This window comes from Bradyrhizobium sp. USDA 4011, assembly GCF_054063415.1.
In genome coordinates this window covers 7864682-7877325 of the sequence record NZ_JBSSGG010000001.1, presented here as the reverse complement: position 1 = coordinate 7877325, position 12644 = coordinate 7864682, and the positions used below count along the sequence as shown (strand labels likewise).

Below are 12644 nucleotides of genomic sequence, written 5' to 3'. Positions count from 1 at the left end.
GCTGGATGTCCATCACCTGCGCGAGTAACGTCGCCGGCGACGCCGACCCCGCCACCTTGGAATCCCGTGCAATGCCCTCAATCGCGTTCCGCCCGGCTCAAGTCGCCGACCTTCCCGCGATCATCGCCCTGCTCGCTGACGATGTGCTGGGGCAGCAGCGAGAGGATGCGAGTTCGCCGCCGAACCGCCGATACGTCGACGCCTTCCAGGCCATCCTCGCCGATCCCAACCAGCTGCAGCTGGTGGCAACGCTTGATGACAATGTGATCGGCACGTTGCAGCTCACCTTCATCCCCGGACTGGCGCGGCTTGGTGCCTGGCGCGGACAGATCGAGGCGGTCCGGATCGCCGAGGCGCACCGCAGCTCGGGCGTCGGCCAGCAGATGTTCGAATGGGCGATCGCGCAATGCAAAGCGAGAGGCTGCGATCTCGTGCAGCTGACCACCGACAAGGCCCGCCCTGACGCGCACCGCTTCTACGAGCGATTGGGATTCGTCGGCAGCCATCTCGGCTACAAGCTGATGCTTTAAGCTTGCCGCACCGCGCGGCGAGACCGATCGGCCGCGCGATCACAACACCTCGATGCGGCGCGGCCGACCGTTGTGATATGGCGCAGGCTTTGGCAGTCTCCCTGATCACCGGAACGACGCGGGAGCCGACGGCATGCGGCACTTCATTCTTCCGACATCCTTGCTGGCCGCCATCTGGCTGCTGCTGCCGCTTCCCGCCCAATCGGCGCCCTGCCTGCTCGTCACCTTGACCGGCACCATGAGCGGTCCCGCCTTGCGCAATGGCGTCGCGGGCGCCGGCACACTTGTGCGCTACGGGGACGACAGCGCCGATTGCAATACGCTGAAGCTGCAGTTCGACGCTGGCCGTGGCACCGTCTTGCGGCTGTCGCAACTGAACGTCGATCCCGCGCAGATCGACGCGGTCTTCTTCACCCACATGCATTCGGACCACACCGAGGGCTTCGTCGACCTGCTGCTGGCGCGCTGGAACTGGAGTTCCAGCGGAGCCAGAGTCGATGTCGTCTGCAGCAGCGATGCACCCTCACCGCTCGGCTTCACCATGAGCTGCGGCAAGTTCGTAGCGCATATCGGTGACGCCTTTGTCCAGTCCGGCGAGATCGCGCAACGGATCTCGGAGGACAAGAGACGATTGGCTGGCGGACCCGCCGAGCTCGCGCACCTCATCACATTCGAGCCGAGCGACGAGCCACAGGTGGTCTGGACGAAGGGCGACGTCAAGGTGAGCGCGATCCGCTCGACCCACGTCGCGGGCCACGCCTCCTATCGCGTCGATACGCCTGCCGGCAGCGTCGTGATCGGCGGCGATGCCAGCAACGACAGCCCTGCGCCGCCCCGTCCGACCTCGACATCGGCAGAGGTCGAGAAGCTGGCGCAAGGCGCCGACGTGATCGTGCACTCGACCATGCACCCGATCATGGGTCCGGAGCGCGACAGCGGCATGCCGCCTCCGGTCTTCTACCGCCAGAGCCTGACGCCTGACCTCGGCGCCATGGCAAAACGCACCGGCGCCAAATTCCTGATGCTGACCCACCTTGCGCCGCAGGTCGGGGCGACGCATCACGGCCCCTACAAGGTGCCCGGAGGTGCGCTGACCGAGGCGGACTACCGCGCCGCGGCCGAGGCAGGCGGCTTCACCGGCACGACGATCGTCGGCTCCGATCTCGCGACGTTGCGTATTCCCGCCAAATAGACCCGGGACGACATCCTCCCGATTTCGCCTTCGGCCGGCCGTCACGGCTTTTGATAGATCACCTGACCCGCGCGGATGGTGGTGCTCACTTTCGCAAGATTGGCGACGTCGCTGAGCGGATCGCCGTCGAGCACCACGAGATCGGCGTCAAAGCCCTGCTCCACTTTGCCCTTCTTCTCGGCCTTGAAGAACCGCGCCGGATTGGTCGTCAGCGAGGCCAGCACCTGGCGTTCCGACAGCGCGCGGTGCATCAGCTGGAATTCCTGCGTGGTGTCATACAGCGTGGTGAAGCCGACATCGGTGCCGAACAGCACGGTGCCGCCGTTCTCCGAGAACTGCTTGAGCTGGTTGACGGTCGCGGCCACCAGGCGGTTGGTGACGTTGGGGTCGAGAACCACCGTCGTGAACAGCGACAGCGTCGGGATCAGCGCAGTCCCGTGCGCCTTGAACCGCGCCAGCTGATCATCGGTATAGCTTCGCTCGCTGGGCGTGGTGTGCGCGAGCACGTCGACGTCTGCTGCGATCACCGTCTCGACGCCGATCTTGTTCTGCGGATGCGCGAACACCGGCCTGCCCTGCGCATGCGCGACATCGACGGCCGCCTTGGCGATCGCCGGGTCCATGTTGATGACGGGCTTGTCGCCCATGAACGCGCCGGTGAACAGCTTGATGCCGTCCTCGCCCATCGCGAGCCAGTCGCGCGCCCACTTCGCCGCCTCCTCGGGCGTCGCGGCCTCTGGAAGCTGAATTTCGGGCGGCAGGTAGACGGGATGCCCACCCTTGGGAAACACGTTGCCGGCGAGCAGGATGTTGGGACCGGCGACCTCATTTGCTGCGATGCGCTTGCGCAGCGGCAGCGTGTTCCGTGGATCGGAGCCTAGATCCCAGACCGTGGTAAAACCCCATCGGGTCAGCATCTCGTGCATGTGCTGCGTCAGCGGTGCGGCCGGCGCCTCGCCGGCGTTGTGCCAGACATGTTCCGTGAAATGGACGTGGCTGTTCCAGAACCCGGCAACAACAGTCTTGCCGCTGCAATCGATCAGGCGCGCATCCGATGGCAGCTTGACGTCGCCGGACTTGCCGACCGCACTGATGACGCCGTCCGTGATCACGATCGCCGCATCCGGCAGCGCGGCCGCATCGGCCGATGCGTAAAGCGTGCCGCCGCGGAGCACCACGGTCTCGGCATGCGCCGCCGCGGAGCCGACAGCCGAGCCAATGAGAAAAAGCGCAATGCGTAACCAGGTCCGGATCATGGACAGCCTCTTTGATGGGTGCATGCCGGCAACGACCGGCGCGCGGCAACATAGCCGCGGCGCGATGAGCCGCTTTGATCGTTCTTGCTGTCCGCGACGGATATCGGAAGGCGGCGTCCGCCGTCACTCCTCAGGCGCGTTCTCGATCGGGTCGAAGCGATCGGCCTCGAGCCCGAGCAGATTCCATGACTGCAGCATGTGCGGCGGCAGCGGAGCCGTCGCGTCGATCACGCCGCCGCGCGGGTGCGGAATCACGATGCGGCGGGCGAGCAGATGCAGCCGGTTCTGCAGGCCGCCCGGCAGCTGCCAGTTTTCCTTGTTGAAATATTTCGGATCGCCGACGATCGCGTGATCGATATGCGCCATATGGGCGCGCAATTGATGGGTGCGGCCGGTCACCGGCTTGAGCGAGACCCAGGCGAGCTTCGTCGCCGAGGTTTCGACCACGGCGTAGTAGGTCACGGCGTGGCTGGCGCCCTCGTCGCCATGCGCCGCGATCCGCATGATGCTGTCCTCCTCGCTCTCCTCCTTGGCGAGATAGGTCGAGATGCGGCCCTGCTTCGGCTTCGGCACGCCGGCGACCAGCGCCCAGTAGATCTTGCGCGCGGAGCGATGCCGGAACGAGCCGGTCAGAGCGGTTGCGGCAAAGCGCGTCTTGGCGATCAGCAGGCAGCCCGAGGTCTCGCGGTCGAGCCGATGCACCAGCCGCGGCTTCTGCCCCTTGGCGTCGCGCATCACCTCCAGCATGTCGTCGACATTGCGCGTGATGCCGGAGCCGCCCTGAACCGCCAGACCTGCGGGCTTGTTCAGCACCATCACGTCGGCGTCCTCGAACAGGATCATGTCCTTGAGATCCTGGAGGGTCTTCTTCGCCGCTTCAGACAGGCTGGTGGCCGCCTTCGGCGTATCGAGCCGCAGCGGCGGAATACGGACGCTCTGCCCTTCTTCCAGCCGGTCCTTGCTGTCCGCACGCTTGCCGTTGACGCGCAACTCGCCCTTACGAACGATGCGCTGGATGTGGGAAAACGACAGGCCGGGGAAACGCGCCTCGAGAAAGCGGTCGACGCGCATGTTGTCCTCGTCCGCCGTCACCACCACGGTCTGCACCTTGGTAGGCAGCGGCGGCGGCTCGGCGACGCTCTTCTCCGGCTCGGGCACGAATGGCTTGGGCGCCCGCTGCTTGTCGCCAAGCCGCACCGCCGGCTTGCCGCCCGCGCGATGCGCCGACCCCCGCTCGGCGGCCGGGCCGCGATGGGGACGCGCGCCTTTGGCGCGGTCGGCGGCTGGGCGGAGAGGTCTCTTGACGCGGCGGCTCATGGGGTTGCAACTCCGAAGTTAAGCCCGTGGGTAGCGCAAATGCCGCGAATCGTCACGGCGAAATCGGTACGAATCCGGCACAACATTGGTCAAGTCGGCCGCATCAGGCAATCGACGGAGACCCTTGGAATGAGACTGGCGATTTCGGCTTTGGCGGCGGCCCTGATGCTCTCCAGCCCGGCGCTGGCCCAGCAAAGCCCGACGCCGCAGGACCCGATGCCGGAAGACCTGGCCTAGAAGCTGCTGGAACTCGGCCGCGTCGATCGCAGGAGGCGCTGGCAAAATATCGAAAACAACCCCATGCAAAGGAGCCGGCGGGCGGCGTTCGACAAAGCAACTTGACACGTCGGGCAACTCAGGGATATTCTTCTAATATTCCGAAATTGCGCAAATACTCCTCGCCCAAGGCTGTTGCATATGGCATTTGCTTGCGTCTGCAACTGACGCTTCCACGCCGCAGACAACGGACCGCGCGCTGTTCGCGGCCGCAGCCCAATCTCATCTAGGATTGGGAACGACCATGGGAGTGAACACCAGACTAAGCTTCGCCACCTGCCAACCCTACTTAGTCAAGAACATGCAGTTAGTTACGACGCGAAAAACAACGCTGTAGTCGTATGGCCTCTTTGGACGCAGGCTGACCGCGCATTGAGCGCCGCCTTCGAAGTGATCACGGCCATATCCCAGACCCACCTGCACATCGAATTCCTCCTCGCTTCCGGGGAATCTCGGTGCAACATCGGGAGATGGTCGAGGATCCAGAGTGAAACCAGCGCTGCGCAAGACACCTTCAGCGGTGTCAAACGAACTTCCTTCCGGGATGTATTGCCCGATGAGCTCGTCAATATCGATGAAGCCGCGAAGTCCGCCCCATCGGATGCGCTCGCTACTCTGTGCGGAACGAACATGATCAGCCAAGGCTCGGCGCAATAGTTCGCCCTGCCTCGCTGGATCGGTTTCTGCAGCAGTCACTCGAATTCACTCTCCTGGTTGGCAAGATCGCCAAAAAGATCTGTTGAGGATAAGATATTGCGCAGATCCATGTCCTCGCCGCTTTGTTTCCCGGCGTTCGTTGGACAACGTGGTGACCGAACTACGATCGCTACATATGGTGAACCTCTAAGGGCGTGTACTCATAAATCCGGGACCGTCCGCGTTCGAGGGGTAAGCGGACACGCGGCCTCGACCGCGGGATGTCGCCTTGTGACCCGGACCGGATATCAAACCGCGGCCAATGTGGGCCCTTCGCTCGTTAACCTTGGCTGCTTGTTCCATGTCTTCGAGAAGTTCGGTCGCACGATTGTATGGATCCTGCTACTAAACTTTAGAGAGCTGTCGCCAACATCCGGTGCGAACCGGAGATGGAGCTTAAGGTAAATGTATTCGTCCGCTAGCCTTGGGGGCCTTATTGCCGGTGCGATAGTCGGAGGCCTTTCGGCTTTCATTCAGCTTATCGCCTTTGCGGGCCTCTATTTCGGCGTTCGAGATATCTTCACCAGCCTGCCGGCCAATCCAACCGCAGGCCAAGCTCTGCTGTTCAATTTGACCGTGTATGCGATCCCGGTTCTGATAGTTCTCATCCGGAGTGGCTTTAGCGATGCTGAACCCTCCCGAAGTTCAGCCTTCTTCGGCTCGTTCATCATTACGTTTCCGCTTCCTGCCATCTGGCTTGCCTACGCATGGCAATCGCACGGCAGCATTTGAACCACACCTGTGTGAGCGATTTGGCGTCTACGAAGTCAAACCAGAGGGAACTAGTAAGGTTTGTTTGTGGCCCGTTTCGGAAGTGCAGCGCCGGCCATCGAAAGTCCGGTGACGGAGGAAAACCGGACGTCACGGTTGCACCCTCCGACTTCCGAGTTTGACCCACAAGAGACATTAACGACAGAATAGGAGTGCCACCGCAGATCGGCTTTCACGCAAGTCCTATGATCCGATCACTTCGGAAGCACGACCTTCTCTCGCGGCAGCCCGCTATCGTCGATGTCGAAGTCTGGGTCGAAGAGCGTCTTGCCCTGTGCGCCGAGGAAGGCTGGCTGGGCCTTAATCCACTCGCTTGGCTTCATTTCCTTTGCGTAGGTCAAGAGGCGCGCTTGCAGATCGTTAGCGACCTCGGGAAACAGATTAGCGACGTTATTCCTCTCCCCTGGATCCTTTGCAAGATCAAATAGCTCGGTCTTGCCCGGAAGCAGCGCAATCTTGACCAGCTTCCAATTGCCTTTGCGGATGGCTCCGCGGAAAGCCTCGACATTGATCAGGACGTCTTCATGAGGCGAAGGCTGGTTCTCCGCCAAGGTCCGCCAAATATCCTTGCCATCGAAGGGGTGGTCCGGGCTGCCCTTTGCTCCGGCGAGTGCCAGCACCGTTGGCATCACATCGACCATACCCAATGGTTCATTGACAATGCTCGGTTTGAGCTTGGTGGGCCAATAGAAGATGGTCGGAACCCGGACACCACCTTCGTGAAGGGACCCCTTGCCACTGCGGAGAGCACCATTCGAGGCTGGGGGCTTCGCACCAAGCTCTACGCCCCCACTTTCCGCACGCTCCTCAGGTGACCGGGCCCCTGTTGCAAACAGAGCGCTCTTGGCGCCGCCATTGTCGCTGCTGAATACGATGAGCGTGTTGTCGAGCATGTTCTTCTGCTTCAACGCAGTAACTATCCGCCCAACTTGGGTATCCAAATCGGTGATCATGGCGGCATAGGTGTGCCGATGGACGTCGCCGGCCGCATTCTTGTAGGCATCGATGTCCTGCTTAGGGGCTTGATAAGGTGCGTGCGGTGCGAGGGATGCCACGTAGAGGAACAGCGGCTTGGAAGTGTCGTGGGTCTTGATTATGTTGACGGCTTCATTCCCGATCAGGGTCGTAAAGTAGCCGTCTTCCTTGAGGAACTTGCCGTCCCGCTGCCAATCGACCAGTCCACCCCGCTCCTTGGTGAAATAGTCCACCTCGCCGACAAGATTGCCGTAGAAATGATCGAAGCCGCGGTTCTGTGGCCAGAATTTCTTGTCGGCATGACCAAGGTGCCATTTGCCGACCATGGCCGTTTGATATCCAGCTTCCTTTAGCGCCTGCGGAAGCGTGCGCTCGTCCGTCGGCAGTCCGTATGCATGGCTCGGAAATATGACGAGCGTTTGCAAGCCATAGCGCATGGCGTAGCGACCGGTCATGAGCTCTGCTCGCGATGGCGTGCAAACCGGCATTCCATAAAATGCTTCCGCTCGCACGCCTTCCTTGGCTAGCTGGTCGATGTTCGGCGTTTTGATGTCGCTGCCGCGATAGCCTAGATCGGCATTACCTAGATCATCGGCCAAGATGACCACAATGTTGGGCTTCGTACCCTGTCCGTATGCCAATCCGCAGGAACCCATGAGGCTGCATGCTAGGAGCGTAAACCTTATTGCCGTACGCATCATTGACGCCTCCTCCAAGAGCTTTGGGAAAAAGCTTGGCAGGCGGATCAATCCAATCATTGCGTTAGATCAAGTTATTCAAGCCGCCGGTATGCAGCTAAAGCGCCAGAGGCGGTCGAAGTCGAAGTGTATCGCACCGTACTTGGAGCAAATTGGGATTTCCGCTTGTGGGCCCTTTGCTGACATTCAATTTGGCATCGTCGATGTCTGCTTTTGAGGGCAACTCGGACATTGCATCCCGCGCACGTGCGTACCGGATTTACGAGTATACGCTCTAGCTCCCGCCACGCTCCTTGCGCAGCCGCTGCCAGTAGTCGAGCCGTTTCCTGATCTCGCGCTCGAAACCGCGGTCGGGCGGATCGTAGAAGGTCTGGCGGCCCAGCGCTTCCGGGAAATAGTCCTGGCCGGAGAACGCGTCGGGCGCGTCGTGATCATACTGATAGCCGGAGCCGTAGCCCTCCGACTTCATCAATTTCGTCGGCGAATTCAGAATGTGTTTTGGCGGCAGCAGCGAGCCGCCCTGCTTCGCGGTCTGCATCGCAGCGCCGAACGCAGTGTACACCGCGTTCGATTTCGGCGCGGTGGCGAGATAGACCACGGCCTGTGCGATCGCGAGCTCGCCCTCCGGCGAGCCCAGGAAATCATAGGCATCCTTGGCAGCGTTGCAGACCGCCAATGCCTGCGGATCGGCAAGGCCGATGTCCTCGACGGCCATGCGCACCACGCGGCGCGCCAGGAACAGCGGGTCCTCGCCGGCATCGAGCATGCGCGCGAGATAATACAATGCCGCATCCGGATCGGAGCCGCGCACCGACTTGTGCAGCGCCGAGATCAGATTGTAGTGGCCGTCGGCCGACTTGTCGTAGATCGGCGCGCGGCGTTGCAGGATGGCCTGCAACTGCTCGGCGTTGAACACCTCGCCCTTGCGCGCAGCGCGCCAGACCTCTTCGGCCAATGTCAGCGAGGCGCGGCCGTCACCGTCGGCCATCCGCACCAGCACGGCGCGCGCTTCCGCATCGAGCGGCAAGGCCTTGCCCTCGATCTTCTCGGCATTGGCAAACAGCCGTTCGATCGCGGCCGTGTCGAGCGAATGAAACACCAGCACGCGGGCGCGCGACAGCAGCGCCGCGTTGAGCTCGAACGACGGATTCTCCGTGGTGGCGCCGACCAGCACCACGGTGCCGTCCTCCATCACCGGCAGGAAGGAATCCTGTTGCGCGCGGTTGAACCTGTGCACCTCGTCGACGAACAGCAGCGTGCCCTTGCCGGTCTCGCGCCGGGCCCGCGCGGCATCGAACGCCTTCTTCAGGTCGGCGACGCCGGAGAATACCGCGGAGATCTGCTCGAAATGCAGCTCGGTGGCGTCGGCCAGAAGCCGCGCCACGGTGGTCTTGCCGGTGCCGGGCGGTCCCCAGAACACCAGCGAACCCAGCGTGCGCGTCTCCAGCATGCGGGTCAGCGCGCCGTCTGGGCCGAGGATGTGATCCTGACCGACGACGTCGGCCAGCGTGCGCGGGCGCAGCCGGTCCGGCAGCGGGTGCGGCGCGTCCTGCTCCATCCCCGCCGCAGCGAACAGGTTCGTCGCGTCCCGCGGTTGCTTGGGGTTCATCCGCCGAGCGTCACGTTGATCTGCTGGCCCCCGCGCACCAGCGTGATGCGCCAGATCCGCGACCCCGCCTTCGATACCTTGTCGAGGTCGCTGGTCCGCACGATCTTCTCATTGTTGACCGCAAGGATGATGTCGCCCTTCTGGAAGCCAACACTGGCGGCTGTGCCGTCATCGGCGAGTTCGGTGACGACGACGCCCTCCGCGCCGGCGTCGAGATGCAGCTCGTCGGCCAGCGCCGGCGAGATGTTGGCAACCCTGGCGCCCTGGAATGGCGAACGCGCGGTCAGCACGATCTCGTCGCGGTTGGTATCGGGCGCGGTCTCCAGCGGCACGGTGAGCTTCACCGGCTTGCCGGCGCGCTGCACTTCGATCTCCGCGCTGCCGCCGAGCGGACGGGTCGCGAAGCGATAGTCGAACGCGTTGGGATCGTCGATCGGCGTGCCGTCGATCCCGACGATCAGGTCGGACAGTTTGAGCCCGGCCTTCGCCGCCGGGCTGTTCGGCGCGACGTTGGCGACCAGCGCGCCGGTCGGCAGCTTCAGCCCGAGCGTCTCCGCGATCTCCGGCGTGACGGCCTGCAGCCGCGCGCCAAGCCATGGCCGCTTCACTGCCTTGCCGCCGCTCTTGGCGGAGGCCACCACTACGCGCACCATGTTGGCGGGGATTGCGAAGCCGATGCCCTGCGAACCGCCGGAGCGCGAGAAGATCGCGGTGTTGATGCCGGCGAGCCGGCCGGTCATGTCGACCAGCGCGCCGCCGGAATTGCCGGGATTGATCGCCGCGTCGGTCTGAATGAAGAATTGATAATCCGTGATCCCGACTTGCGTGCGCGCCAGCGCCGAGATGATGCCGTGCGTCACGGTCTGGCCGACGCCGAACGGATTGCCGATCGCCAGCACGACGTCGCCGACCTGCAGCTGGTCCGAATTGGCGAAGTCGAGCGTCGCGAATTTCTCCCTGTTGGTTTCCTTCAGCCGCAGCACGGCGAGGTCGGTGCGGCTGTCCTTCAGCACGATCTCGGCCTCGTATTCGCGCTTGTCGGCGAGCGAGACCTTCACCTGGTCGGCGCCCTCGATCACGTGATTGTTTGTGACCACGAGGCCGGAAGCATCGACCATCACGCCGGAGCCGAGCGAGCGCTGCATCTGCTCGGGCTGCTGCCCCGGGACGCCGAAGAAGCGGCGGAAGATCGGGTCGTCCAGAAACGGATTGCGGTTCTGCACCGTCTTGGCGGCGTAGACGTTGACCACCGCCGGCTGCACCCGCTGCACGATCGGCGCATAGGACAATTGGAGCTCGGCCTGCGAGGACGGCACGCGGCGGTCCTGGGCCGCGGCTGGGGACAGATTCCCCATGAAGGCCAATGTGCACAGAGCGGATATGGCAGCAAAGCGGACGGGTCGGAGCATTCTCACCTCTCGTGGAAACGCCGGAATATAGGCGTGTTCGCCGGGCAATTGAAGGGCGCCCGGCCGGATAACTGGCCCCCGCCGGACCGGTGCAAAACCGCCGGAAGCCGCGTTGAAGCGCGCCGCCAAGCCCCTATGATGACTGTCATCTCACTGCGCCGCTCCGCTTGTTGCCTGCGGACAACAAGCGGAACTGCGATGCCAGGCGGCGCTGTCGTGCGTCAGTCACGATCAACTCCTAGGACGTTTCAGTGAGTGAGTGGGGAATTCAAACACAACAGGGGTGCACAATGGGTGCGACAAAAGTAGGTGCAATCGCCATAGGGCTGGCAGGGGCGCTCGCCGCCTCGCCGGCCTATTCGCAATCGGCCGGAAGCGGCAGCGACGCGGAGATCGCGCTGCTGAAGCAGCAGCTGAAGATGCTCGAGCAGAAGCTCGACAAGCTGCAGAAGCAGACCAATGCCAATACCGCGACCGCAGCCAGCGCGAATGCCAACGCGAAGGCGGCGGATGCCAAGGCCGCCCGGGTCGCAAGCGCCAACGCCGCGATCCCGGTCAAGGGCCCGGTCGCGCCGTCGGGCGTCGTGGTGACGATGCCGAACAACCGGCCGACGATCTGCACTGCGGATGAACAGAACTGCGTTGCGATCACGAGCCGCGTGCACTGGGATGTCGGCGGCTACGACTATCGGCCGAACACCGCAAGTACCTCGCCGCAGAAGCTCGACAGCGGCGAGAACCTCCGCCGCGCCCGCATCGGCATCATCGGCAAATTCTTCGGCGACTGGAATTACGCGCTGATCTACGACTTCGGCGGCTCGTCCGACGGCTTCGGCGGCGCGGCACCGGGATCGCTGCCCGGCGGCGGCACCTCCGGCGTCGAGAATGCCTATCTGAGCTACACCGGCTTCAAGCCGTTCGGCGGCAAGATGGCGATCGAAGGCGGCATCATGGACATCCCGTGGACGCTGGACGAAGCGACGAGCTCCAACGACATCCTGTTCATGGAGCGCGCCTCGGCCGGCATCATCGCACAGAACATCGCGGCCGGTGACTTCCGTTCCGGCGCCGGCACCCGCTGGTGGAACGACCAGCTCTGGATCGGCGGCTATGTCACCGGACCAACGACGGGCGCGATTCACTCCGCGTCGTCAGCCGCGCCGGCCGGCACGTCCGAGCAGTATGGCGGTGTCATCCGCGTCGCCGGCAATCCGATCAGCGGCAAGAACTACTCGGTGCATATCGGCGCCGATGCGGAATGGCTGGTCCAGCCGCCGCGCAACCAGCTCACCCAGGCGCAGACGCTCACGCTGAACGACCGGCCCGAGCTGCGCATCGACCCGACGACGCTGACCTCGACCGGTGCGATCGCCAACGTCTCCGGCGCGCAGGTCTACGGCGTCGAGGCGGCTGCGACCTACGGCCCGTTCATCGCACAGGGCGAGTACTATTGGTTCAACGTCGACCGCTCCGCGAATACCGGGCTGCCGCCGTTCGGCGCGCCGAGCCTGAAATTCGACGGCGGATATGCGCAGGTCGGCTATGTGCTGACCGGCGAGAACCACGCCTACAATCCGGCAGCGGCCTCCTATGGCGGCATCAAGCCGCACGATCCGTTCTCGCTCGCCGGTGGTGGCATTGGCGCCTGGGAAATCGCCGGCCGCGTCAGCACGATGAACCTCAACGACCAGGTCGGCCAGGCCGTCGGCATCGCGGGCGGGCGGCAGACGGTCTACACCGCCGGGCTGAACTGGTACGTCAACAACAACGTCCGTTTCATGCTGAACTACCTGCACGGCGACGTCGCCAAGCAGGCCTCGGCGACCTCGCCTGTGGATGCCGGCTCGAAGTTCGACGCGGTCGCGCTGCGCACGCAAGTAGCGTTCTGACGCAATCTGATCAGCGCCGACAACAA

11 protein-coding genes are annotated in these 12644 nt (G+C 63.5%); 5 read left to right on the top strand and 6 right to left on the bottom strand.

Annotation, left to right across the window (positions count from 1 at the left end; translation table 11 throughout):
* The first annotated feature begins 71 nt into the window (after positions 1-71).
* Both ACVW1C_RS37315 and ACVW1C_RS37310 read left to right on the top strand, forming a co-directional pair.
* Positions 72-530: an N-acetyltransferase family protein gene (locus ACVW1C_RS37315; protein WP_456762501.1), complete on the top strand. Its 459-nt coding sequence runs from the start codon at positions 72-74 to the stop codon at positions 528-530.
* A 133-nt stretch (positions 531-663) separates the two neighbouring features.
* Positions 664-1722: an MBL fold metallo-hydrolase gene (locus tag ACVW1C_RS37310; protein ID WP_456762500.1), complete on the top strand. Its 1059-nt coding sequence runs from the start codon at positions 664-666 to the stop codon at positions 1720-1722.
* Positions 1723-1763: 41 nt separating this feature from the next.
* Here the strand turns inward: ACVW1C_RS37310 and ACVW1C_RS37305 are convergent, their stop codons facing one another.
* Together ACVW1C_RS37305 and ACVW1C_RS37300 are read right to left on the bottom strand one after the other, a co-directional pair.
* A complete protein-coding gene (locus ACVW1C_RS37305) occupies positions 1764-2978 on the bottom strand; it encodes an amidohydrolase family protein (RefSeq protein WP_456762499.1) in 1215 nt (404 codons plus the stop codon).
* A gap of 123 nt (positions 2979-3101) precedes the next feature.
* Entirely contained in the window at positions 3102-4295 is a 1194-nt protein-coding gene (locus tag ACVW1C_RS37300; RefSeq protein WP_456762498.1) for an RluA family pseudouridine synthase, read from the bottom strand.
* 39 nt (positions 4296-4334) lie between these two features.
* Here ACVW1C_RS37300 and ACVW1C_RS37295 point away from each other — a divergent pair, with 39 nt between their 5' ends.
* Positions 4335-4532: a hypothetical protein gene (locus tag ACVW1C_RS37295; RefSeq protein WP_456762497.1), complete on the top strand. Its 198-nt coding sequence runs from the start codon at positions 4335-4337 to the stop codon at positions 4530-4532.
* A 324-nt stretch (positions 4533-4856) separates the two neighbouring features.
* Here ACVW1C_RS37295 and ACVW1C_RS37290 read toward each other — a convergent pair whose 3' ends face one another.
* Positions 4857-5267 (bottom strand): hypothetical protein, encoded by a 411-nt coding sequence (locus ACVW1C_RS37290; RefSeq protein ID WP_456762496.1) that lies wholly within the window; start codon positions 5265-5267, stop codon positions 4857-4859.
* 405 nt (positions 5268-5672) lie between these two features.
* Here ACVW1C_RS37290 and ACVW1C_RS37285 point away from each other — a divergent pair, with 405 nt between their 5' ends.
* Positions 5673-5999 carry a hypothetical protein gene (locus ACVW1C_RS37285; RefSeq protein ID WP_456762495.1) on the top strand — a complete coding sequence of 109 codons (327 nt, stop codon included), beginning with the start codon at positions 5673-5675 and terminating at the stop codon, positions 5997-5999.
* Positions 6000-6232: 233 nt separating this feature from the next.
* Here ACVW1C_RS37285 and ACVW1C_RS37280 read toward each other — a convergent pair whose 3' ends face one another.
* The 3 genes from ACVW1C_RS37280 to ACVW1C_RS37270 form a co-directional block, all read right to left on the bottom strand.
* Complete coding sequence (locus ACVW1C_RS37280; protein WP_456762494.1) at positions 6233-7771, bottom strand: arylsulfatase B; 1539 nt, start codon at positions 7769-7771, stop codon at positions 6233-6235.
* Between the two features lie 214 nt (positions 7772-7985).
* Entirely contained in the window at positions 7986-9320 is a 1335-nt protein-coding gene (locus tag ACVW1C_RS37275) for a replication-associated recombination protein A (protein WP_456762493.1), read from the bottom strand.
* Positions 9317-10675, bottom strand: coding sequence for a DegQ family serine endoprotease (locus ACVW1C_RS37270; RefSeq protein WP_456763270.1), 1359 nt, complete (start codon positions 10673-10675; stop codon positions 9317-9319). The genes ACVW1C_RS37275 and ACVW1C_RS37270 overlap by 4 nt, the downstream gene beginning before the upstream one ends.
* Positions 10676-11019: 344 nt before the next feature.
* Between ACVW1C_RS37270 and ACVW1C_RS37265 the strand changes: the two genes are divergently transcribed.
* Positions 11020-12618, top strand: a complete 1599-nt coding sequence (locus tag ACVW1C_RS37265) for an OprO/OprP family phosphate-selective porin (RefSeq protein WP_456762492.1) — start codon at positions 11020-11022, stop codon at positions 12616-12618.
* Positions 12619-12644 lie beyond the last annotated feature (26 nt).